The 24,404-nt window shown below is 40.8% G+C and carries 24 protein-coding genes; 4 read left to right on the top strand and 20 right to left on the bottom strand.

Features of this window, described 5'->3' with window-relative positions:
- Positions 1-20 precede the first annotated feature (20 nt).
- The 8 genes from AM592_RS10855 to AM592_RS10890 form a co-directional block, all read right to left on the bottom strand.
- Positions 21-443, bottom strand: a complete 423-nt coding sequence (locus tag AM592_RS10855) for a YtxH domain-containing protein (protein ID WP_053603824.1) — start codon at positions 441-443, stop codon at positions 21-23.
- Positions 444-473: 30 nt separating this feature from the next.
- Complete coding sequence (locus tag AM592_RS10860; protein ID WP_053603825.1) at positions 474-899, bottom strand: DUF948 domain-containing protein; 426 nt, start codon at positions 897-899, stop codon at positions 474-476.
- A 181-nt stretch (positions 900-1,080) separates the two neighbouring features.
- Positions 1,081-2,385: a UDP-N-acetylmuramate--L-alanine ligase gene (gene murC, locus AM592_RS10865; protein WP_053603826.1), complete on the bottom strand. Its 1,305-nt coding sequence runs from the start codon at positions 2,383-2,385 to the stop codon at positions 1,081-1,083.
- Between the two features lie 209 nt (positions 2,386-2,594).
- On the bottom strand, positions 2,595-5,117 hold the full coding sequence (locus AM592_RS10870; RefSeq protein ID WP_053603827.1) for a DNA translocase FtsK: 2,523 nt from the start codon (positions 5,115-5,117) through the stop codon (positions 2,595-2,597).
- Positions 5,118-5,278: 161 nt separating this feature from the next.
- Positions 5,279-5,914: a YtpR family tRNA-binding protein gene (gene ytpR / locus AM592_RS10875; protein ID WP_053603828.1), complete on the bottom strand. Its 636-nt coding sequence runs from the start codon at positions 5,912-5,914 to the stop codon at positions 5,279-5,281.
- A 14-nt stretch (positions 5,915-5,928) separates the two neighbouring features.
- Positions 5,929-6,738, bottom strand: a complete 810-nt coding sequence (locus tag AM592_RS10880; RefSeq protein WP_053603829.1) for a DUF1444 domain-containing protein — start codon at positions 6,736-6,738, stop codon at positions 5,929-5,931.
- 18 nt (positions 6,739-6,756) lie between these two features.
- Entirely contained in the window at positions 6,757-7,080 is a 324-nt protein-coding gene (locus AM592_RS10885) for a thioredoxin family protein (protein ID WP_053603830.1), read from the bottom strand.
- A 132-nt stretch (positions 7,081-7,212) separates the two neighbouring features.
- A complete protein-coding gene (locus tag AM592_RS10890) occupies positions 7,213-8,286 on the bottom strand; it encodes a M42 family metallopeptidase (protein ID WP_053603831.1) in 1,074 nt (357 codons plus the stop codon).
- Positions 8,287-8,426: 140 nt separating this feature from the next.
- On the opposite strand from AM592_RS10890, the gene AM592_RS10895 reads away from it, so the two are divergent.
- Positions 8,427-8,741, top strand: coding sequence for a PepSY domain-containing protein (locus AM592_RS10895; protein ID WP_053603832.1), 315 nt, complete (start codon positions 8,427-8,429; stop codon positions 8,739-8,741).
- A 49-nt stretch (positions 8,742-8,790) separates the two neighbouring features.
- Here AM592_RS10895 and AM592_RS10900 read toward each other — a convergent pair whose 3' ends face one another.
- Complete coding sequence (locus AM592_RS10900) at positions 8,791-9,648, bottom strand: YtnP family quorum-quenching lactonase (protein ID WP_053603833.1); 858 nt, start codon at positions 9,646-9,648, stop codon at positions 8,791-8,793.
- 101 nt (positions 9,649-9,749) lie between these two features.
- Complete coding sequence (gene trmB / locus AM592_RS10905; RefSeq protein WP_053603834.1) at positions 9,750-10,391, bottom strand: tRNA (guanosine(46)-N7)-methyltransferase TrmB; 642 nt, start codon at positions 10,389-10,391, stop codon at positions 9,750-9,752.
- Between the two features lie 152 nt (positions 10,392-10,543).
- Here trmB and AM592_RS10910 point away from each other — a divergent pair, with 152 nt between their 5' ends.
- The gene (locus AM592_RS10910; protein WP_053603835.1) at positions 10,544-10,822 is read left to right on the top strand and encodes a YtzH-like family protein; all 279 of its coding nucleotides are present in this window, start codon (positions 10,544-10,546) and stop codon (positions 10,820-10,822) included.
- On the opposite strand, the gene AM592_RS10915 is transcribed toward AM592_RS10910, so the two are convergent.
- The 4 genes from AM592_RS10915 to thpR form a co-directional block, all read right to left on the bottom strand.
- On the bottom strand, positions 10,813-11,616 hold the full coding sequence (locus tag AM592_RS10915) for a phosphotransferase family protein (RefSeq protein WP_053603836.1): 804 nt from the start codon (positions 11,614-11,616) through the stop codon (positions 10,813-10,815). The two genes, AM592_RS10910 and AM592_RS10915, sit on opposite strands and share 10 nt — an antisense overlap.
- 182 nt (positions 11,617-11,798) lie before the next feature.
- A complete protein-coding gene (gene pulA / locus AM592_RS10920; protein WP_053603837.1) occupies positions 11,799-13,919 on the bottom strand; it encodes a type I pullulanase in 2,121 nt (706 codons plus the stop codon).
- A 220-nt stretch (positions 13,920-14,139) separates the two neighbouring features.
- Positions 14,140-15,066, bottom strand: coding sequence for an NERD domain-containing protein (locus AM592_RS10925; RefSeq protein WP_053603838.1), 927 nt, complete (start codon positions 15,064-15,066; stop codon positions 14,140-14,142).
- Between the two features lie 2 nt (positions 15,067-15,068).
- Positions 15,069-15,641, bottom strand: a complete 573-nt coding sequence (gene thpR / locus AM592_RS10930; RefSeq protein WP_053603839.1) for an RNA 2',3'-cyclic phosphodiesterase — start codon at positions 15,639-15,641, stop codon at positions 15,069-15,071.
- A 119-nt stretch (positions 15,642-15,760) separates the two neighbouring features.
- On the opposite strand from thpR, the gene cysK reads away from it, so the two are divergent.
- Complete coding sequence (gene cysK, locus AM592_RS10935; protein WP_053603840.1) at positions 15,761-16,690, top strand: cysteine synthase A; 930 nt, start codon at positions 15,761-15,763, stop codon at positions 16,688-16,690.
- A gap of 17 nt (positions 16,691-16,707) precedes the next feature.
- Here the strand turns inward: cysK and AM592_RS10940 are convergent, their stop codons facing one another.
- From AM592_RS10940 to AM592_RS10955, 4 genes are all read right to left on the bottom strand, one after another.
- Complete coding sequence (locus tag AM592_RS10940) at positions 16,708-17,907, bottom strand: MFS transporter (protein ID WP_225970356.1); 1,200 nt, start codon at positions 17,905-17,907, stop codon at positions 16,708-16,710.
- Between the two features lie 193 nt (positions 17,908-18,100).
- Positions 18,101-19,495 (bottom strand): dipeptidase PepV, encoded by a 1,395-nt coding sequence (pepV, locus tag AM592_RS10945; protein ID WP_053603841.1) that lies wholly within the window; start codon positions 19,493-19,495, stop codon positions 18,101-18,103.
- Positions 19,496-19,562: 67 nt separating this feature from the next.
- Positions 19,563-20,669, bottom strand: a complete 1,107-nt coding sequence (locus tag AM592_RS10950) for an ABC transporter permease (RefSeq protein WP_053603842.1) — start codon at positions 20,667-20,669, stop codon at positions 19,563-19,565.
- Positions 20,670-20,686: 17 nt separating this feature from the next.
- The gene (locus AM592_RS10955; RefSeq protein WP_053603843.1) at positions 20,687-21,403 is read right to left on the bottom strand and encodes an ABC transporter ATP-binding protein; all 717 of its coding nucleotides are present in this window, start codon (positions 21,401-21,403) and stop codon (positions 20,687-20,689) included.
- 342 nt (positions 21,404-21,745) lie between these two features.
- Between AM592_RS10955 and AM592_RS10960 the strand changes: the two genes are divergently transcribed.
- A complete protein-coding gene (locus AM592_RS10960) occupies positions 21,746-21,967 on the top strand; it encodes a DeoR family transcriptional regulator (RefSeq protein ID WP_053603844.1) in 222 nt (73 codons plus the stop codon).
- 44 nt (positions 21,968-22,011) lie between these two features.
- Here AM592_RS10960 and AM592_RS10965 read toward each other — a convergent pair whose 3' ends face one another.
- Together AM592_RS10965 and AM592_RS10970 are read right to left on the bottom strand one after the other, a co-directional pair.
- Positions 22,012-22,725, bottom strand: a complete 714-nt coding sequence (locus tag AM592_RS10965) for a pseudouridine synthase (protein ID WP_053603845.1) — start codon at positions 22,723-22,725, stop codon at positions 22,012-22,014.
- Entirely contained in the window at positions 22,726-24,360 is a 1,635-nt protein-coding gene (locus tag AM592_RS10970; RefSeq protein WP_053603846.1) for a putative polysaccharide biosynthesis protein, read from the bottom strand.
- Positions 24,361-24,404: the final 44 nt, after the last annotated feature.

Raw genomic sequence — 24,404 nt, forward strand, 5'->3', positions numbered from 1 at the left:
TAGAGTTACCGTGTTACCAGTTAAGCCTCTTTTTTCGCCTCGTTTGCTTCTTCTGCCAATTTATTTTTTGCCTCTTCGACTGGCTGAACGGTTTCATTAGATTGAACATTGTTAATATCGTTTGTTTCATTTTGAGGCTGTTCTTTTGTGCGGTTTTTTAAATCCTTTACTTTGTCCATCAGTTGTGTTGATTGATCAGAAACCAATTGAGAAATTGTTGAAGTTTTGTCTTTTGCAATGCTTACATACTCAACGCCTTTTTCTCTTGCCTCGCTTGTAAGTTTGTCTGTTTTTTCCTTCACAACTGAAGCTTGGGCGCCAAAGTCATCTCTTAGCTCTCTCCCTGATTTAGGTGCAAGAAATAGAGCTGTCGTTGCTCCGACAATCCCCCCGATAATTGTTCCAAGTAAAAAATCTTTGCTGTTCATTCCTTCTTTGCTCATTATTTTTCCTCCTTTGAATTTGAAAATGCTTTATTGGATTTGTCGTGCTTTTTTGTTTTTTAGTTTTTCCCAAATTTGCACGATAGCTCCACTCCAGTTAACTACTTGGGAAATTTTATCTTGATTTTGTTCCATGGTGGCAGAAACAGAAGTAGACACCTTTTTAATTGAATTATTAAATTGATGAACTGAAGTACCTACATCTTGAATAGCATGTACAACTGTATTGAGCTTTTCAGATTTCGCTTGAACATCTTCTGCAAGCTGATTCGTCTTATGTAAAAGTTCAGTAGTTTCAGACGTTATGCCTTTCAGTTGCCCCTCAATGCCTTCAACGGTTGATGCCACCTTTGTCAGAGTTGCCTGTAATGAGTTTAATGTTTTAGCTAAATAAATAACTAAAATAAAAAAGGCGATTGCTATTAACGCTGCGCTAAAATATAGAATATTAATCATTTCTTACCTCCTCTACTACCGTTAGTGTGTCTAATACCCTAAATAATTAAACATTAAACATCTAAGTATGAAAGAGAGCTATACTAACCATTCTACTATAAATGTCTACCGGGAAAAAAGCAGTTTTCAGAATAAAAAAATCTTGCCTCCTTCGGAAGACAAGATTTTTAATTATACCTGATTATGATAACGGAACAACGTTTTCATAGGCTCTAAGATATTTTTGTACATCACCAGCACCCATAAAAAGAATGACACTATGATCATGGGCTTTCAGGGCTGAGGTATCCTCCTCATTAATCAGCTGGGCATTGTCAATTTTTTTCTGGAGATCTAATATAGACAGTTTTCCGTTATTTTCCCTGGCAGATCCAAAAATATCACATAAATATACGGAGTCCGCTTTTTGAAGGCTAATTGCGAATTCATTCAAAAATGACTGCGTTCTCGTAAATGTATGCGGCTGGAACACAGCAACAACTTCCCGATCCGGATATTTTTGTCTAGCAGCTTCGATTGTTACGTTAATTTCTGTCGGGTGATGCGCGTAATCATCAATTAATACTTGGTTCCCGACGATTTTTTCATTAAACCTTCTTTTCACTCCGCCAAACGTGCTGAGAGAGTCTTTAATAAGCTGAACATTGACAGATTCATAATGGCAAAGGGCAATCACCGCTAATGCGTTCAAAACATTGTGAGTCCCGTATGCCGGGATGTAAAATGTATCATAATATGAGTTGCGTACAAAGACATCAAATGTAGTGCCCAGTGTGTTTTTAATCACATTCCGTGCTTGAAAATCATTTTCTTCGCCGAGTCCGTAATAAACGACTGGAACATTAGCTTGTATTCTCGGAAGGTAATCGTCATCTCCGCAAGCTATAATCGCTTTGTTTACTTGTAGAGCCATGTTTTGAAATGCGTCGAAAACATCCTCTACGCTTGAGAAATAGTCGGGATGATCGAAATCAATATTCGTCATAATCGCATAGTCAGGCTGATAGCTCAAAAAGTGTCTCCGGTATTCACAAGCCTCAAACACAAAGTACTCACTATCTTTACTTCCCTTTCCCGTACCATCCCCGATTAAGTAGGAAGCGGGCTTTGCTGTTTGTATCACATGAGCAAGCAGCCCTGTTGTTGAAGTTTTTCCATGAGCACCAGTAACCGCAACACTTGTAAAGCTCTTCATATAATCGCCTAAAAATTTATGATATCGAATGACCTGATTTCCATCCTTCTGCGCCTTTTCAATTTCAGGATGCGTGTCTGGAAATGCGTTTCCGGCAATGACAATCATTCCTGGTTCTATATTTTCAGGATCAAATGACAAAATGGGAATATTTCTTTCTTCTAACGCTAGCTGTGTAAAAAGCCTTTTATCAATATCCGATCCTTGGACCCTCTTTCCGGTATCGTGAAGAATTTGGGCAAGTGCACTCATACCTGTCCCTTTAATTCCAACAAAATGATAAACAGTCATAATTGTACCTCCAACAAACGTCTATCTGATTTTCAGTATATGACGTTTACTTCGATTTGCAACCGGCACAGGTTAAATGCTGAGCACAGTTAAATGTTTTATCGTTTATATCACTCTTATTAAAAGAGAAGACATTTTCCCTTAAAGAGCATATTTTAAAATGCACTATCTACTATCATAACACGTTTAGCAATAAGTTCACAGTCGTCCTATTGATTTTCCACCCACTGCGTGAAATCAGTTTTAGTAATTAACAGGTCTCTTGGCTTACTTCCATTGGCCGAAGAAATAAATCCTTCACGCTCCATCATATCAATCAGACGGGCAGCTCTGTTGTATCCAACGCGAAAGCGTCTTTGAAGGCTCGATGTACTGGCATGTCCTTGCTCCAACGCGAAATGGCAGGCTTCTAAAAACAGTTCATCCTCTTCTTCCAAAGCACCTGTTTGGCTCATTAATTCTTCCTGTTCAAAAAGATATGATGGCTTCATTTGCTTTCTCACATGGCTGACTGCCCTTTCAATCTCGCCGTCTGATACAAAATTCCCTTGCAGCCGGACAGGCTTGCCAGATCCGTTTTCAAGAAACAACATATCTCCTTTTCCAAGAAGTTTTTCTGCACCGGCCACATCGATGATCGTCCTAGAATCGACTTGGCTGGATACTGAAAAGGCGATCCTCGTAGAAATATTCGCTTTGATAAGACCTGTAATCACATCGACAGATGGCCTTTGGGTAGCGATTAGAAGATGAATACCACAGGCTCTTGCCTTTTGTGCGATTCTGCAGATGCTCTCCTCTACATCACCGGGCGCAACCATCATTAAATCGGCCAGCTCATCAATGACAACAACAAGGTAAGGAAGCTTTTCCCCCATTTGCTCAGTCTGGACTTTTTGATTGAATTTTGTCAGATCGCGAACGCCTGAATGGGCAAACAGCTGATAACGCCGCTCCATTTCCTCGACCACCCATTTTAACGCGGCGGTCGCAGCTTTCGGGTCAGTGATGACCGGGCTGACAAGGTGCGGGATCTCATGATATGGAGCAAGCTCAACCATTTTTGGATCAATTAACAGCAGTTTTACCTCACTCGGCTCTGATTTATACAGCAAACTAACCAAAATTGTGTTCAGACAGACACTTTTTCCTGAGCCTGTAGAGCCTGCAATAAGCCCGTGCGGCATTTTTTTTAAATCGAGTACTACAGGCGTTCCCGCAATATCCATTCCAAGAGCCGCTATTAAAGGGGAATCATTCGTTCTGAATTCCTTGCTCCTGATCATTTCCCTTATGTAGACCATTTTGCTTTCTTTATTCGGAACCTCTATTCCAATTGTGTTTTTGCCTGGAATAGGGGCTTCGATTCGAATGTCTCTTGCAGACAAGCTAAGTTTAATGTCATCTGCCAGATTGGTAATTTTGTTTACTTTTACTCCCGGTTCCGGATGAACCTCATATCTCGTTACGGTCGGACCTTGAGTGACACGAACGACAGTTGCATTCACATGAAAGTTCTTCAACGTTCGATTTAAGAGTTCTTTTTGTTCATTCACCCAGTTATGATTATCTGCTCTTTGAGCGGCCGGAACGTCAAGTAATGACAATTCAGGAAATTTATAACCGCTTCCTCCTGCGCCTTTCCTTTTATCGGAAGCAAGCATAAGTACATTAAACGGATTGCTTGATTCCTCTTTCTTTTGACCTGATGCGGTGATAGGCGTTTGTTTCGACTGCACCACCGTCGGAGATTCCCGATCCGTATTCTTGACGATTTTTGTATCGGGAGCTTTCGGCTCACCATCTATAGCAGATGCGGATTCTTCATTTATTAGAACCGGTTTCTCATCTTGGTCTTCTTTCTTTTCAGTGACCTCAAAATGAGGGGCAGGCTCTTCCACCGATTGTTCTGCTTCGACAAACGGAAAGGCAGGCTCTTGTCTTTCTGCATTCTGTTGCAAAGATTCTTCCGTCTCTATATTGTCTTCTTGAGATGATTCTACTTCAAAAGAAAGGCCAAGGTCTCTTTTCTCTGAAGTCCGGTCTCTGTTTGAATCGTTAACTGCCACTGGTTCACCATCTAAAGCGGATTCAGATGCTTCCGTAATAAGAAGCGGTTTCTCGGTTTCGTCATCTTTCTTTTCAGTGACCTCAGTGCGGGGGCGAGACTCCTCTTCCGATTGTTCTGCTTCGACAAACGGAAAGGTGGGCTCTTCTTTTTCTGCATTCTGCTGTAAAGCTTCTTCCGTCTCTATAATGTCTTCATGAGATGAATCTACTTCAAAGGAAAGCCCAAGGCCGCTTTTCTCTGAAGTCCGGTCTCTATTTGAGTTCTTTCCGGCCAACGGATCCCTCTCTTCTTCTTTAGACAAGCTTGTTCGGTAAAAATCCTTAATAGGTGTTTCTTGTCTTTGCTTAAATCCGTAAATCGGAGAAGGAATAACCGTTGGTTTAAATGCCTTTTTTTCATTGGCAGAGTGTTGGCTTATAGTTTCTTTCGATTGATTTTTAGGGTTGTATTGAGTCGGCTCTGCTTGTTCAGCCGGCTCTTCGTCATCTTTAATCAGAGGAAAACGAAATTTCCCTTGATTAGGAAATCGATCGTGCAGACCGGTCTCTAATTTATCTTCGTATTCTTCCTTTCGATCATACGGCTCATGTTCAAAAGGTTGTTCTTCATAATTCTCGGTTTGGCCTGATCCGAGGCTGAATATTTTTGTTAACCAGCTCACTATCTATCACTCTCTTTGTTTCCCTTGATTTTTTTGGGCGATATTTAGTATACCACTGAACTTGAAGTCTGTGAAAGCTTAAATAGTCTGTTCGATATACAGAAAAAAAGCCATTAAACATATGCTTAATGACTTTATATTATAAATGATTCGGTTTTATCTTAAATTTTTTGGGAGGTTCCGCTTGATTCGATCAGCATAAATTCATCTCCGGCCTCAAATTCGTCACTGAGCACCAGAATTCCCTTTTCTTGCGGAGCATCAGGAAGCTGAAGTTCTTTGGCAGAGCAAATCATGCCGCTTGAAGGTATCCCTCTAAGCTCAGCATCTTTAATTACCATACCATTTGGCATAACTGCACCTGTCTTAGCAACGACTACCTTTTGACCTTGGCTGACATTTGGGGCACCGCAAACAATTTGCAGCGTTTCATCCCCTACGTCAACGTTACAGACGCTTAATTTATCCGCGTTCGGGTGCTTTTCCTTGGAAAGAATGTACCCTACGACAAATTTGGAAGAAAGATCCGGTTCAAGCTGGTCTTTCACATGATTCCTGCTGAAAATTTCATTGATATCCTGCACAAAGGTTTCAGAAAGAGGAACAGGTCCTCTATCAGTTATTTTCATATACGATGAAACATTAAAAATATTATATCCTACGATTTCCTTTGTAGATGGATCAATGATTTTGACAACATCGCCGTTTCTTTCGATTAGTCGATCAGGAGAATCAACATTTTGGATTGTTATTAGCAACGTGTCGCCAATACCCTCCAAATTATAAAATGCATTCATAATACGTCTCCTTTTTACTTGTTTTGAGGTTTGCTTTTCGCCATGATGAAAACAGGTTCCAGTTTACCATCTTGATATAAAAATGATAAGGCGGTAATCGGCACAGTGCCGCTAGCAAAAAAGCTCATAGACATTTGTCCGAGAATGTCATATCCGGCTTCATTTTTAACATCAGCAAGGATAAGTACATCCTGATGAGGGACAGATAGAGCAAACTCACCTTCTATTTTCTTTTCATACTCATTGATAATCGCTTCATTTAAAATCCTGCTCGCGTCATATCCGTCATTGGCTCTGAAAAAATAAAACGTATTTCCGGCAACCGTATCTTCCTTGACAACCGTTGGCAAGGAACGAAGGTTAAATGCTGCGGTTTCTCTGATCCTATTTTTTGTCCAGCCTTCCTTTGTCAGCATTTGTTCGTCGATCAGACGATAAGAGTTTCCAAGGTCCAGGGCAAAATAGACTCTTGTTTCCGCTGTATGCTCATCAAAAACGAGTGGAACGCCTTTGCTTGATTGGGTGGGAAATGAAGTGGAACGGATAACCGGAAATACTTTGCTTTCCTTACCGGTTATTTCTTGGCCTTCCCCTTTCATCGCACTCAGGGCTTCTCTCACATAATACAAGACTTCTTCAATGGCCTGCTCCTTCTTTTGTTCCCATTTTGCAATTATAGGGGGCAGATCTAACGTAATGCCTTTGCCGGATAGTGTATCTTCCACACGAAGTGTATCTTTATCCCTGTCAAAATGAAAGGACAGGTTTTCACTTTGCAGCCGCTCTTTTAGTAATCTGCTGAGCTTTACTGAGGTCATTTTCATAAGTAAAACAGCTCCCTTCTATAGTTTGGCGAGGGACTCCGTTAAAAATTGCTCGATTTCCGCTTGCGTCTTTCTGTCTTTGCTGACAAAACGATTGACCTCTTTCCCCTCATTAAAGACAAGAAAGCTTGGAATGCCAAAAACATTCCATTCAGCACACGTATCTATAAATTTGTCACGATCCACGTGGTACAGTGTAAATTCAGGAAAATCCGCTTCAACAGCAGGCAAAATCGGTTCGATGATACGGCAGTCCGGACACCAATCCGCTGAAAACATCAACAGCGTGTTTTCCTCTTGGATGACTTGCTCCAGCTCTTCTTGTGTTTCGATATTTTTCATTTGATTCCCTCCGTTACTAATTGGGCACCTATCTTCCCATCTTCATATACACGGATCATATCAAAGTATCCGTGGTAAGACCAACAAAATGCAAAAAAGATCCTCGGGACAGGCGGATCTTTTATATACTCATTATACGCTTTCTATAATGGTTTCAAACGTTGTTTTATCTGCGGCCCGCACAAGCTTTACGAGTAGTTCCTTCGCTGCTGCATAATCGTCAATGTGGATAATCGAAGAATTAGTATGGACGTATCTTGAGCAAATTCCGATAACGGCGGATGGAACTCCGGTGTTAGCGATATGGACTCGGCCGGCATCAGTGCCTCCGGGTGAAACAAAATATTGATACGGAATCTGGTTTGATTCTGCGGTATCTAAAACAAATTCCCGCATTCCTCGATGTGTCACCATCGTCCTATCAAAGATTCGAAGCAAGGTACCCTTTCCAAGCTGTCCGAATTCTTTTTTATCTCCGCCCATATCATTGGCTGGACTGGCATCTACCGCAAAAAACAAATCAGGCTGAATAAGGCTTGCGGCAGTCTGCGCTCCTCTTAAACCTACCTCTTCTTGTACGGTGGCGCCGGAAAATATAGTATTGGGCAAATCTTCGCCTTGAAGCTCTTTTAACAGTTCAATGCTTAGTCCGCATCCGTACCGATTATCCCATGCCTTTGACATGATTTTTTTCGGATTTGCCATAACGGTAAAAGGACACACTGGAACTACCTGCTGGCCGGGTTTAATTCCAAGTTTTTCAGCATCTGCTTTATCGTCTGCACCGATATCAATTAGCATATTCTTTATTTGCATCGGACGGTTTCGCTGTTCTTCACTTAAAAGATGGGGAGGAATGCTTCCGATGACTCCGGGAACCGGCCCGTTTTCCGTATATATAGTCACTCGTTGAGCTAGCAAGACCTGGCTCCACCAGCCGCCCAGCGTTTGAAAGCGAAGCATACCGTTTTCTGTAATGGATGTTACCATAAACCCGACTTCATCCATGTGTCCGGCAACCATCACCTTAGGAGAGCCTTCAGGACCTTTTTTTACCCCAAAAATACTTCCCAGCCTGTCCTGGATCAACTCATCTGAATATTTTTCAAGCTCTGTTTTCATAAACGCCCGAACCTGATGCTCATTTCCAGAAGCTCCAGGCAATTGCGTCAGCGTTTGAAAGAGCTCAATCGTTTCCTGATTCATTGTTTTCCCTCATTTCCCTTATGTATAACCCTTATTTTACAGAACGAAGCAAAAAGATTCTAGCCAAAAGAGGCCTTCTCTTAACATTGCCAATCTTGTCCGTTATAATAAAAACAATATGAAATTGGAGGTGCAGCCTAATGAAATTACGCCATATTCTTTTAGGTGCCGGCCTAAGCTTGGCTGCTGCTTTTATCGTTAAGCAGTACGCAGATAATTCTTATATTTCTTCTGAAAAAGCGCTTCACATTGTCAAATCAGCATTTAAACAAAGAGGACCGATTGATGGATCCTGGATATACTCAGTTCCCGAGCCGTACGTCATTAATGGCGAAACTGTTCCTGTTTATAAAACCGGGATCACTCGCTCTGCATTTGGGGAACTTGAGCAGTATGAGGTTATGATTCATGCGAAAACCGGCATGATCGTAGAAATTATTGATTCGGTCGCTTAAAAAGCACATGCAGAATAACTAGTGGGGAAGCAAGGATTCCCCACTAGTTTTATTCCTTATGCTTTGTTTTTTCCCGAATGACGGAATCAGAAATTCCCTGGTTTCTGTCCCATTTAACGGCACGGTAATACGCATCGTGGTAAAACGTCAGCCACGCTTCTTTCTCTTCAGAGAACTTCTGCCATCTTTGTTTTTCGGAAATCGAAGTCATCGGATAGTCATCATAAGCAAGGACCCATAAAGGATTTTTATGAGCAAGTGTTGGCATAAGATCCGCAAAATGCACTGCTGTTTCTCCGCCATCCTCCAGCACAATGATGCTGTGCCCGTCACTGTGGCCGCCTGTATGCAGCATAGTAATGCCTTTGATGATTTCTTTCTTTTTGCTATAAGTTTTGACTTGATTTTCAACAGGCTCCCAATTCTCTTTCCAGTATGTATTTCGAGAACGGATATTCGGCTGTTTCATTTCCTCCCATTCCGTCTGAGATGTCCAAATTTCCGCCTTTGGAAACATACTAACGAGCTTGTCACCTTCATAACTGCTGAGACCGCATGCGTGATCAAAATGCATATGAGTCATTAATACGTATTGAATATCACAGGGCCTTAAACCTATCTCTTTTAAGGATGCTTCGAGATTTGACTCCTCGGTCACTCCGTAGTTTCTTATCTGTTTTGCAGATAATCTCCCCTTGCCGATTCCCGAATCAATGAGCAGATTGATTTCGTTTTTCTGAACAAGTATCGGATCCGTTCGCAGTTCCACTTGATTCAGCTCATTAACCGGATACTTTTTTGACCAAAGAGGCTTTGGCACAACACCAAACATCGCTCCTCCATCCATATGGGTGACGCCTCCGTCAAGCCAGGTAAGTGTGATCGATCCAATTTTTAATTGTTCCAAAATAACCCCCGCCTTTCATTTCATTCAGGCTCTCCATAACATTACAGGCAGAAGCCGATCGGAGCTCCTGCCTGAAAAAAATTTTGTAACGTATGCTTTTATTACGATCTCCATTCCACTTCTGCACGGTAAATCCGTTGCCCTTTCGAAGAAAATTTTTCTTCGTATTCTGTCATTATGTTTCCTTCTATTCCACTGTTATGCAAATCGAGACTGACGTCGGTCAGAAGTAATCCGTATTCAGAAAAGCTTTTCAAGGAGTATTCAAAAAGCCCTTGGTTATCCGTTTTAAAATGGATTGCTCCTTTTCCGCCAAGTATTTTTTCATATTGCTTTAAAAAGTAAGAATGGGTCAAACGGCGTTTCTCGTGACGTTTTTTCGGCCAAGGATCTGAAAAATTCAAGTAGATTCGATCCACTTCGCCTTCTTCAAAAATATCAGTAAGTGAATCAGCGTTCATGTTGATCATTTTAACATTTTGCAGCCCCATATCCTGTATCTTTTTTGCTGCAGTTACGATCACACTTTTTGCCAACTCGATCCCAATATAATTGATATCTTGATTTTGTTTTGCCATTCCCGTAATAAATTGGCCTTTTCCGGTCCCCACTTCGATGTGCAAAGGTTGATTTGCAGTAAAAACATTTTCCCATTGCCCATTGAGCGTTTCTGGATCAGAAATAACCACATCGGAATTTTCTCTTAAAAAATCATCCGCCCATGGCTTATTGCGCATTCTCATATCAAAACACCCCTGAATGTAATTCTTCCTTAATGTGGTCAGTTTTACACAGAAACAAAATAAATAGGCTCCTTTTTTAGGAACCGAACTAATGAATAAATAACGCTTGAAAAGAACAGTTTAAGTTTATGAAAACGAAGGGAAGTGAAAGCATGGGATTGAATTATTTTGATCAAGTTCATTTGCTGAAAGACATATTAGCTGCCCATCTATCAGATTGCTGCGGTACAACAGCTGAATACGAACAGCTGGAACGAATTATTAAGTCTCTAATGGTTAACACCGAACTTGATACAAACATGAAAAGCATACTTGGAGACATCTACAGGTACAGCCAATCCGGAATATCTGCAGCTTCTATGGACGGCCATATTTCCGAGCATCAAGAAAACCTGACCCATTGGATTAAAGAAATAGATTCCTACTCCTGACTCTCGAGCTTTATTAGCAATGTTTCCACTTTTTTCAAGGTTTGATGCAATTCATTTTCATTCTCTTTAGATACAGCCCAGAATAAATTTGAAAGCGTATCTGCAAGAACATACCATAACATACGTAAACGCAGTACGCTTGTTAATTCAACGCCGTATTGTAACAACCAGTTTCGCCACTCAGATTCCGCAATATAGTGATAAAGCAAAGGACCGAGATCGATGGCAGGATCAGCTATCACTGCTCCGTCCCAATCGATCAGATAAAGCTGATCATTATCTGCCAAAAGCCAATTATTATGGTTCAAATCTGAATGGCAAACTACCTTTTCGCTATGCCGGATTTGTTCAATATGTCCCTCTAGATAACGGAGGGCACGCTCAAGAAGCGGATGGCTGTATCGCAAATATGTAAAGTTATACTTTAGCTGCTCAACGACTGCATCTGGAGTCAGCGGATTTTTCCCGAGCCTTTTCAGCATATCCACCAGCTCTTTGGAACTATGAATTTTTTTAAGCAGCTCTGCAACCTGTTTTCCTTCCATATCTTTTGGCTTGAGTTCTCTTCCGCTCAGCCAATGTTGGGCTGTTATGACATCACCATTTTCCATTCGCTTTGTCCAAACCAGCTTAGGTACAATTCCTTCAGCAGACAAAACAGCTAAAAATGGTGAGCTGTTGCGCTTTAAGAAAAGTTTTTGTCCGTTATGTTTTGCTAAAAAAGCATCTCCTGTAGCACCTCCAGCAGGGAAAAGCTCCCACTCGCTACCAAGTAATTGTCCCAACCAGTTCATATCAATTTTCAACCCATCATTTCTGAATTATTTTAGTGACCCAAGAAGCATGGACTCTTATTATACAAAATCTTTAATAAAATAAAAAAGACAGCTATTGATGAGTCTTTGTGCTAAGCAATAGCCGTCATATAAATATTATCTCTATCTACAGAGCTTCGTCAAGTAAAACAAGAAAATTCCTACGTATGATAAAGGACATAAGTACCAATTTCGCTAATTTCCAATGAATGGGTAACTGTAGTCTCTCCCAAATCGAATGAGTAAGGGTCACAGACGAGCGTATACCGCTTGTTTGAAGGCAAGGAGACTATTTCCCTTTCCCTTTGATTGTGGTGAATGACAATGATCTCTTTCCACTCATCAATTGTTTCAAGAGAATGAAGCCTGTAAGCAATTAGACCTGGTGTATTTTCTCCAAAAAACTCAAGGTGATTGGACTCTAATGAAGAGTGAAACCTGAAGGCGGGATGCTGCTTCCTTAATGCTGCCATTTTCTTAAAGTAACTGATATCCTCATGGAATGCCGCCCTTTTGTCCCAATCGATTTGATTGACACCATCACCAGCACAATAACTGTTTTCATGTCCGAATTTTGTACGGTAAAACTCCTGGCCGCTATGAATAAACGGAATGCCCGGTGATAATAAAACGATTGAGAGAGCTAACCGCTGTCTAAGCCTCTTCGTTTGATCGTTCTCTTCGGAACACGCTTTCGCCATTTTATCCCAAAATGTATGATTATCATGCGATTCTACATAATTAACAGATTGTGTTGACGGGATGCCCTTCCCTGCAATCTCTTGCTTCAAAGGATCAATTTTTCTGCTATTGCCTAAGGCAAATCCCCGATCCTGCAAGGAAAATGTACTCCCTTTTACCGAGTCTCGAAATTTATCGTTGAAAAATCCGATCCCCTCAAGCTTATGTGAATTCGTAATAATCGCTTTCTCATGATCTGCGAGCGGCGTTGCCAAATTCCAACCTTCTCCGAAAATTAACATGCCCGGTTTGACTTCATTCAATCTTTTTTTGATCTGCATCATCGTTTCTATATCCAATATCCCCATAAGGTCAAACCTTAATCCGTCCACATCGTATTCCTTTACCCAATGTTCAATTGAGTCAATGATGTACCTTCTTGCCATCAGCCTTTCGGAAGCGATATCATTTCCTACTCCCGTTCCGTTTGAAGGCGTGCCGTTTTCGTCATACCTGAAATAATATCCAGGCACCGTAAGCTCAAAGGGAGATTTCAGATGATCGTAGACGTGATTGTAAACGACATCCATGATGACGCCTAATCCTTTTTTATGGAGAGCCTGTATAGCTTTTTTTAATTCAATGATTCTGTTGTAAGGATCTTCGGGATTCGTTGCATAGCTTCCTTCCGGCGCATTAAAATGAATTGGATTGTATCCCCAATTGTATGATTCAGATGGATTGTTTTCATCCACGCCGCCAAAATCATTAAATGGAAGCAATTCAATATGGGTCACACCAATTTCTTTTACGTATGCGACACCGGTAGAATACCCTTCATTGTTGGTCGTTTCGTACTCAGTAAAAGCTAAATATTTACCATTGTTCGATATCCCGCTATTAGGATGTATGGAAAAATCCCGAATATGAGTTTCATAAATAATCGCATCAGTAGGGTGTTTCAGGATTACAGGATTGTGCCTTGTGACTGCCGTTTTTTGCGGATCGATCACAATTCCCTCTTTTCCGTTTGCGGTTACTGCTTCAGCATAAGGATCCACAGTCAGGTTCCACTGAAGATTCACGCAAACCTCGTAAAGATATTCCCAGCCCTCGATGTTTCTGCTCACGACTGCCTCAAAAACACCACGATCCTTCCTGATCATTGGAAAAATAAATTCTTCTTCAGTTGCTGTGTTTTTCAATCTTACTTTTGAAGCGGTAGCAGTTGGAGCCCAAAGCCTGAAGATTGATTTTGATGCGTGGTAGATACAGCCAAGCTTTTCTTCATAATAATAAGCTTCGTCAAATTCTTTCGTTCGTATGACTGCTCCCGTTTGCAAATCGGTCCGCTGCTTTGATGAAGAAAACAGATAGTAAGTTGCTCCGAGTGTTAGCGGGGCACCGACTTTTACAATATATTTCACATGGGTTCCAATCGATTCCGAAGAAACGACAGAAAGCTCCTTTAATTGGCTATTCGGGTCTTTTCCAATATAAAACGGAGGAGTATACGTGTTTCTCTGCTTTTCGGGAACTAATATCGTAATAACATCCAATTGATCCAAATAGGCTTCAAACTCTCTTTTCACACTTACCATTTGGTCTCTCTCCTTCACCCATCTGCAATTTTTTATGGTTAACGCAAGTCCTGTTCAAAAAAGAAACAGCTTCTAGAAAAATCATTACCCAAATCAGCAGGTGCGAAACGCAGAAAAAATAATATCGACTTCATTTTTTTACAAAAGGAAAGAAACAGCATCTCTTTCCACAGCCATTCCCATTAACAGCTTATGCTATTTTTCGATTCATGTTCAGGCTCTAAGAGTCCAACCATTCCTTCCTATCATGTGAACGGGATTCCCCGTGGTACAGAAGCTGTCTTGCCGCAGATATTTGTTTTGACTTAATCGGCGCCGTATTTTTCTGCTGCTTTGTCAGCCACTCCCGCCAATTTCTCTTATCTACTATACTCAGCCCAAATGGCAAATCCGGATAATCAATATAAGAAGTTCGGCTGATAATCAGTTTCTCAATCGGCAGGTCGATTGCTTTTTCATTTAAAATATTCGCGAGGACTTTTTCTGTCCGAAAAAGGCTGGCACAAGGATTTAAAACGTTACGTGTTCCGTTTTGAAACCGTTCCTCCCAAAAACGATTTTTTGATCCTAAAAACACACTTTCTCTTTCATTTCGTCCTTCTAAAAATACGACGCAGTAAATTTTTAACGGGGCCAGCAGAACAACCGTTAATTCGACAGCCGCTTTTCTAACCTTTAATACTGGTTTATATAAAATGAAATAGGAATCAGGCAAGGACTGGGCGAGCATTTCCAGCTCCTTATCCAGATAGACTTCATGCTGTATGCTTGAAATCTGGCTTATCGTAGAGCTGGCCCATTTCAGCTGAAAACGATAAATATATTCTTTAAAAGCTTCAGCTCGTTTTCTGTCTGATGTAAGCAAGTCAACATTCAGGCCGGTTCCTTCAGAAAATTCTTTATAAAACCATTCATATTTCTTATCTGTCTCAGCTGCGGAACGTTTTTTTCCTCTTTTGAAAGAAAAGATATTGCCTTTCGTTGTTTTTTCAGATTCGTCCTTCTCTTCTGTAAAAAAGCCATTCTCACACGCTTTTTGCAAAGACTCCCATCTTTCTTTTTTTAAGCGGATAAATTGATTCGTATATTGATTGGTGTTCATTTCATATCTAGAGATATAATCATACAATTTCAGAATTTGCCCCATTGTTAAAAAGACGATCCTTTCAATTCAGAAGTATAAATTGATTCATACATCGGTGACTTGTTTAGATGAGTTTTAAAAATCGTAATTCGATCAAATAAATCTTTCATATCAAGGTCAAACAGCTGATCAGCTTCCGCGTTTCCCGGATATGACCCTTCTTGCTTCCACTTTTTCGCAATTGTTACATGAGGTTTAAATGGGCGCTTTTCGATATAGAATCCGGCTTCTTCCGCCACTTGCTTCACTTCCTCCCTCAAGTCCATAAGTGCATCCGAGTGCTCTGGCCTGATAAAGAAAATACGCGGACGCCTGGCATCGCCAAACACGTTTGTATGCATAAAATGAAGAGGAATCCTTTCTGTTTTACCAGCTATTTCTTTAATATTTTTGGCTACTATATGTAACTGAGCATCATCAGATTTTCCTAAAAAAACTAAGGTTAAGTGATAGTCGGCAGGATGCACATATTTTCCAAACGAAAAGGCAGGTGATTGCACCAGTTTTTCGTGGATTTGTTCAGCCATCGGCATAGGAAAAGGGATGCCGATAAAGTAATGATAGGTATTGTTATCCATATCAAGTCTCCTTCTAAGTCTATTTTAGCAAATATTATAAGCAGTTCCTCAGTATCTTCTCCATTTTATTGGTATTATAATAGGAAAATACAAGAGATTAGTGAAGGGATGGAGCGTGAGTGGCCATTTATGATAATATTGCAGACCTTATCGGCAATACGCCTTTGATCCGCTTAAATAAACTACAGCCTGAAAATGCAGCGGAGGTCTACATCAAGCTCGAAGCATTTAATCCGAGTAAAAGCGTAAAGGACAGGGCTGCCTACAATATGATCATTGAAGCAGAAAAAAACGGAGACTTGAAGCCCGGTGCCACAATCATTGAACCGACAAGCGGCAACACCGGCATAGGACTGGCTATGAATGCAGCGGCAAGGGGATACAAAGCGATTTTAGTCATGCCGGATACAATGACCAAAGAACGCATAAACCTTCTGAAAGCCTATGGCGCTGAAGTCGTATTGACTCCCGGAGATGAACGGATGCCGGGAAGCATAAAAAAAGCAAAAGAGATCGCCGCGAAAATTCCGAACAGCTATATTCCGATGCAATTCGAAAATCCAGCAAATCCTGATGCACACCGGACTACCACCGCACTTGAAATTATTCAGGCACAGCAGCAAATCGGAAAGCCGTTAGCCGCATTCATTGCTACTGCCGGGACGGGTGGAACAATTACCGGTACTGGGGAAACGCTAAAGAATCATTTTCCCAAACTTGCAATTCATGTCGTTGAGCCAGCCGGATCTCCAGTATTATCAGGCGGAGAGCCAGGAAAACATAAGCTTGTCGGTACGAGTCCTGGATTTATACCAGACATCTTGAACCAGAACGTTTATGATGAAATCGTCAAAATCAAGGACGAGGATGCTTATCGAATCACAAGATTGCTCGCGAAACAAGAAGGCATACTTGTCGGACCATCCTCAGGAGCTGCATGCTTTGCAGCGATTGAAGCAGCCCAAAAATTCTCACCCGATCAAATTGTGATTGCAATGATGGCAGATACAGGTGAGCGTTATTTGTCCGGAGATTTATTCACACAATAAAATCAGGAGCCACCCTTCTAAGAAAGGGTGGCTGAATAGTCTCTGCCCTTATTTTTCCCTACCATTTTCACAGCAATCATGATAGATAAAGAAAGCGTGGACAAAATGCCAAAGAATAAATATACATACAGGGAAGAATATTTCTCTAATATTATCCCTCCTACGAATGTACAAAACCAGTTGCCTAGTCCGTTTCCGAAGGCGGAATATATACTTATTGCTGTCGCCCCTAATTCAACAGGAGCAATTTGCTTTACATATTGAAGCGCTGCCGGAATAAATAAGCCAACAGAAAAACCCTGAGTGACAGCCGTTGCATAAACAAGCCAGACCGGGGGATCAAAAAAATAAAAAAACCATCGAATGCTTGCCACAATAATGGAGAGGATTAACACATTTTCTATGCCTATACGCTGAATCCATCCCCCGGCCACTTTCATAAACGGTGCTTCGCTTCCAGCTGCCAACAAAAAGGCAATTCCCACTCCCGCAAGAGTGCCGCCGATTTCATCGATAAAAATTCCGAAAAAGATATTATGCGCTAAAATCGGACCCATCATCAGAAATGCGGATACTAAAAAAAACACATACCGCGGAATTTTTGATAATTTCTTTATTCCTTCTTTCAGATTCACCTTCATCTGTACCGTCTCTTTTGGCAGCCTGATGACAAGTAAAGCTGAAATAAATAAAAACAATGTGTAGAGATAAAAAATAATAGAAAGAGTAAAGATTTCCGCAAGCCTTCCAGCAATAAATACTGCAAGAGCAAATCCTATTGCTCCCCATAGCCTGATTGAGCCATATGAGATATTCACTTTTTGGGCATAGCTGATCGATATGCTGTCGGAAAGGGGGATGATCGCACTTTGAAAGAATGCCAGGAAAAATGATATAACAATAAACCACTCAAATGAATCACTAAAGGAAAAAACCATTGTAAAAGCGCCTGTGCCGATCAAAGCGGTGGTCAGCAAAGCGGTCGGTTTCTTTGTGATATCGCTGAAAATCCCCCACATTGGCTGAATAAAAATCATGACGACCGGAAAAAGCGACAGTATGAGTCCGATTTGACTTCCCGTAAGGCCAGATGACTCTTTTAAATACACTGATAATAACGGGTAAAAGGAGCCATAGCCCAAAAAGAATAAAAAATAGTAGCTGTAAAACATTTTTGTAGAATTCGCTTCTGCCACAGAAACAGAATTGTTTTTCATCAAAAAGCCTTCTTTCCTTAAAATGAAACTTTTATTGTCGGGGAGTGCTATGGCGCTCCTCCGCTAATTGTAAGCCCGCATCAGAATTTTACGGTTCCTGATATTTCGGGAGCATTTTAGAAACGAAAACCGCTCTCTGTATGAGAACGGTTAATCCTATATTATATTACCATAATCTCAGGATCTTCTCAGCTTATCTTGCAAGTTCATAAATCGCCTGTGCGTAAAGAGAAGCCGCTTTCAACAGGTCATCAATTTCGATATATTCGTCCGATTGATGTGCTGTATCTGGTTTACCTGGAAATAAAGGACCAAAAGCTACACCGGATTCAAGTGATCGTGCATAGGTCGCCCCGCCAATTGAAATTAAATCCGCTGTCTTGCCTGTCTGCTCTTCATACACTTTTTTTAGGACAGTAATCAGCTGATGGTCTTCCGCCACGTGATGAGGCTTGCTGTAGTGAAAGTTCTCTAAACGGAACTGGTCAAGATCTTCAAACGCTTTTTTAATCCGATCACTCGTCTCAGAAACTGGATAGCGGATGTTTACTCCTGCCTTGCCCCCTTGTTCGAGGTTGTATTCGAGAATTCCTACATTCAGCGTCAGCTCCCCGCTTATGCTGTCCTTGCAGTCAATTCCAAGCTTTCTCCCTCTCGTATCATTAAAAAATAACGAAAGAATTTGTTCAAAAAACGCTTTGCTGTTTTCATCCAAATCGAACCGAACCAAAAAATCCGCGAGCACAAGGCCGGCATTCACTCCATTGTCAGGCTCTGCCGCATGGGCAGACTTTCCCTTTAACTGAATGTAGAGTAAATCTTCTTTTTCTTCGATCTTGCCGGAAAGCTTTCCGTTTTCTAAAAAACCATTGAATTCCCGCTTGATCTGTTCCTTATTTTTTGTTTGAAGTCGAGCCTCGGCTATTCCCGGAACCATATTTAACCGAAGGCCAGATGAAAAGGAGTGCAGCACAGTCGAACCATTCTTATATGTATCTCCATCATTGTCTTTTTTTAAGTAAAAATCAATAAGCCCTTTTTCGGAATTTATTATGGGAAAATCGGCATCAGGGGCAAATCCGAGGACAGGCATTTCCTCGTGCTTAAAATAGTGCTTTACACAATTCCAATCACTTTCTTCATCGGTGCCGATAATGAGGCGAACGCGTTTTTTCAAGGAAAGATTCAGTTCCTTTACAATTTTAAGCGCATAATAGGCCGCCATTGTCGGTCCCTTATCGTCGATCGCTCCTCTTGCAAAAATCTTGCCGTCTCGTATTTCAGCCGAAAAAGGATCGCTTGTCCAATTATCACCTGGGGGTACCACATCAATATGGCACAGCACTCCGACAATTTCTTCGCCTTCGCCCCATTCAATGTGAGCAGCGTAACCGTCTAAATTTTTTACGGTAAACCCGTCAGACTCTGCTTTTTGGAGAAGGAATTGTAAGCAGCGGGCAATTCCGGCCCCAAATGGCTTTTTTTGCGCGGCTGTTGCTTTATCAAGCACACTCTCTATCTGCAGCAGCATTTGCGTATCCTTTACAAGCTCCTCTTTTCTTTTGAACACTTCGTTTACCCAATTCATCATGGATCTCCTTTCAGGCAATTAATAGCTTTACCCATTGTACCTTTATCTTCCAACGGAATACAAGCTACAGGAATGCCGTGGCAAATAGAATGATCAGGCACCACGCAAGAGCCGGGTAATAAACAATCGCTACACTTTTTGCTTTTGCCTCGATAAAGGGATCGCTCATTCGATCAACGATACTTAAAAAAGATGTATTCATCACTTTGTCATAAATGATTGATAAAAAATAACGAAACAATATAGCAAATAAAAATGCGGCTAATATTTTCATCCACTGAGGACCAATAATAATTAAAGCAGTAAAAAGGCTAATCGTTTGCATTAAATTCCATTTATACTCATTATTCCGAATCAAAACCTTAAAAAATAGTTCTTTACACCCGTATTCAATTGTCCTTTTTTGATAGATTCGCTTGGAATTTTTAAATAGAATCGGTTTTCTTTTTATTTTTTTTGAAGGTTTACCTAGATTCACATCCCGGCTTAATGAAAAGAAGAAGTGAGTAAAGAACAATTTTTTCTGCTCTTGCCGGAAAACGTCGTCAAAGAAATCTTCCGCTCCAGTTGTTATTTTTAAACGATAATAAATGATTCCATATATAAAAACGAGCAGCAGGGCCAGTAGTATATAACTATTCAAATAGGTCATTAAAGCGTATACAGCTGCAAAAACGACAAGCTGGCATAGCGTAACGTACAACGGAGAGATATGGCGTTTCAGATTTGCTGTCAGCACATTGACAGCGAAAAAAACCCCCATGATCAGAGCTGTATAGTAAAACGAATAATGAAAATACTTTAGTAAAAATGGCGCATACACAAGAAGGATCAATATCCATTTAAAAAATAGTACAGCAACGGAGTACCAATACGCAAAGATCTTCAATTCTTTGACCGTCTTCTTCATCTGCAGCAGATAAAGTTGATCAGCCTCCAATAAAAAGGTATGCATTGAACCGAATAAACCAAGCAATGCGAGCGAAGCATAGAACCAAGGCCACCCTGTATTTTCAAGCCAGACAATTTCTACGCTGCCATTGTAGATACCGATGTAATGGTAAATGAACACACCAAGAGCCGGGAGCACAAGGTAAAGAGCAACTGTCCAATCGATAACTAAACGAATGACCTTCAATTGATAAACGCTGTGGGCTTTCAGCCTGCTCAAGAATAGATTTCTCCCCATCAGTTGGTATTACCTTTCACTGTGTGATAAAAACAGTCCATAAGCGACGCATCCTTCAGCCTCGCTTTTTCGTTCAGCTCAGCCAGTGTTCCCTCAACGATCATCGTTCCTTTCGAAAGAAAAAGAAAACGGTCGCATACTTTTTCAGCCGTATCTAACACATGTGTACACATCAGTATTCCCGCGCCTCTTTTCTGTTCTTCTCTCAGCTTTTCCAAAAGCATACGATAGGAAATGGGATCTAGCCCGATAAACGGCTCGTCAATGATGTATAAGTCGGGTTCTATGAGAAAAGCCTGGATGAGCATCAGCTTTTGCTGCATACCTTTTGAGAATTCTTTGGGAAAGCCATGGACCGCTTCCTCAAGCGAAAACATATGTATAAGGTCCATCGCCTTCTTTTCAAACTCATCATCCTTTATTCCGAACAACGCAGCTATAATATCAAGATGTTCCCACAGAGTCAGCTCATCATAGAAACTCGGCTGCTCGGGGACATAGGCATATCTTGCATTTTGCTTAAACGCGATTGAGCTTTCGTGAAATTTATTAATTCCTAAAATGGTTTTTATGGTCGTGCTTTTACCGGCTCCATTCGGTCCGATTAATCCTACAAACTCTCCTTCTGCAACAGTAAAATGAATATTGTTAATCACCGATAAGTTGTTTCTCTCATAGCCAACAGCATCAATATGAACTTGAAGAATGTCATTCATCTCTATCACCTCTTTTAGGGAAATACGAATCTAACTTGAAAAAAGTTTCATATAATAAAGTAAACACGGGGTTTATTTACATCCCTGATGATAAAAATTCATCATCTTATATGGTAGAAAAAATAAATGAACTTTCTTTTATATAAGGTTAATAATATTAAAATTCTGTTAATTCAACTTTTTACCTATATATTTTTATAGAAAATCGTGTATAATATATGTATAAATTTTTATATAGTAGTTACAGCTTATTTATGTTGTCTTGTCCGCCTTTAGATTATGGTGTTGTATGTTTCCCGGTTGAATCAAGTCCATTCGATCATAATGATAGGGAGTGGTTTTTTGAAACCTTCAACAAACCGTATGCTAACCAGGATCAAATCAGTTTACATGTTCATCCAGGAAAAAGGTACGGTGACTACCCAAGAGCTCGTTGACGAATTTGGCATTACACCTAGAACGATACAGCGTGATTTAAATGTGCTGGCTTATAACGAATTAGTTCATAGTCCCAGCAGGGGCAAATGGGAGACAACAAGGAAAAAAGTAAGATTGCAAGCATAGAAATTACATAAGACACTCCTATTTTGGAGTGTCTTTTATGAATTCTATGAGCCTTGCAGCAGCTCCAGCTCTTTTTGTGTAAGCTCCCGATAATCTCCTTTGCCAAGCATCGGGTCCAGCTTTACATTTCCCATTGATAATCTCTTTAAGAAAATCACTTCATTTTGAACCGCTTTTGCCATTCGCTTAATTTGATGAAATTTTCCTTCCGTTATGGTTAAATGAATTTCGGTGAGCGAGTTTTCATTATGAAGCTTTTCAACCTTCGCCGGCTTGGTTTTATATTCCTCATCAATCCATACCCCGGATTCCAATTGATCGATATCCACTTCTTCCAAAGGTTTCTTTAAACGTACCAGATACGTCTTTGCTACGTGTTTTTTCGGTGAAAGAAGTTGATGGGCGAGTACTCCATCGTTTGTGAGCAGCAACAAACCTTCTGTATCCTTATCCAATCGTCCAACCGGAAACAAATCAAAATGCCCGCAGCCCTCATCCAGCAAATCGACGACTGTTTTTTGCCTGGCATCCTCAGTAGCTGAAAGGACTCCAGGAGGCTTATTCATCATTAAATAGATAAACTCACGGTAAACCACCCGTTCTCCATGAACCGTCACCGTCTCCATTTCCAAATCAATCTGAGAATCCGAATTCTTGACCGCTTGTTCATTGATACGTACTGCCCCAGATTTGATGAGTTTTTTCACGTCCTTTCTCGAGCCAAAACCGGTATGGGACAGGAGCTTGTCCAGTCTCATTTACTCCTTCCCCCTTCTGTGCTTGATTAATGAGGAAACGTTTGCCCCCAAAATTCTTTCGATTAAATGAAGGCGGTAAGCGAGAACCAAATATACCGCTCCACCCACAATCGCACTGATAAGCAGGATAATCCCCGCTTGTGCAAGGCTCTCTTGGTACGAAAGGAAAAATGATAGGCCCCACTGTGTGAGCAAGACAAAAATCCCCATGACCCCTGTCAGTATTAACATCAAGCAAGATCGTTTCACTACTTTTTTATACGAGTAGCCAGCATGGCGCTTGATCATAATAAATCCGTAAAGCAGTGAAGCTCCGTAGCCGAGGGTTGTCGCCAAAATAGAACCATAGCCTTGAAAAAGACCAATTAACGGAACATTCAGCACAATTTTTATCAATATTCCGATCAAAAGACTGACGACGGCAAATTTTTGCTTGTTAATCCCCTGCAATATTGCCGCATTTACTGTAAACAAAGCAAAAAGCAAGGCAACAGGCGAATACCAAAAAAGAATCGGCTGTCCCATCTCAGGATGTAAATTATCTGATCCGTAAAATAAATAATAAGCTGGTCCTGATAATAGCGATAAACCAGCTACTGCAGGAAATAGCAAAAAGAGGATCAACTGCATCGTTTGGTCAATCTGCTTATTTAACAGCCTGAAATTTCGCTCTGTGAATGATTCTGTTATTGTCGGAATAAGAGTTAATCCAAATGCTGTCGCAAGTGAGACCGGAATCATAATCAGCTTCGGTACATAAAGGGTTACAATCGCAACCATCGTCTGGCTGATGTCCGCAAAACCTGCAGCGATCATTGCTTTATTAAACGTATTCGTATCAATATACGTATAAAGAGGAATCGCAAGACCGACGAATACGAATGGAAGTGCATAGCTGTATAGTTCAGTAAACATTCGGACATAGGACAAATTTGCCGATGGGATTGTATTTTGTTTCATCGCAAGCAGCGAGGTGCTTCTTTTCTTCCAATAATAAATAAGTACAATTAAGCTTCCAAAGGCTCCGATTAGCGCAGCAAATGTTGCATATCCAACAGCGAGGACAAGCCCGCCGTTAATCACGTTTAAAATGATAAATGTCGCCGACAGCAAAAAGACGATCCTTACGATTTGCTCTACGACTTGTGAAACAGCCGTTGGTCCCATCATTTGATGTCCCTGAAAAAAACCTCTGACCAAGCTCATAATCGGAACGACAAGTAAAGCCAGGCTAACCATGCGAATGACGTAAATCGTATCATCAAGGGTAACTCCATTATTCTCCTTGCCGCCAAGAGCGGCTTCAGCTAAGTTAGGAGCCAGCATGTAAAGCAGCAAAAACGCGATCATGCCAGTAACGAGCATGACAGACATGCCCGCATGAAACATTTTTCTGCTCGTCTCATAATCGCCGATCGAATTATATTTTGAAACAAACTTTGATACAGCAGCAGGGAAACCCATTGTGGCAATACTTAAAAAGATTGTATATTGATTATATCCATATTGAAACAATGCTCCTCCGGTTACGCCCACCATTGCCCCAAACGGCACGATATAAAGCATTCCTAAAATTCTTGATATATATGTACCTAATGTTAAGATAAACGTTCCTCTCAACAATTTATTCGACATATGCCAATCACCATTTTTCTCGTCTAAGATTCAACTTTTCTATT

It is taken from the genome of Bacillus gobiensis (assembly GCF_001278705.1).
GTDB lineage: Bacteria > Bacillota > Bacilli > Bacillales > Bacillaceae > Bacillus > Bacillus gobiensis.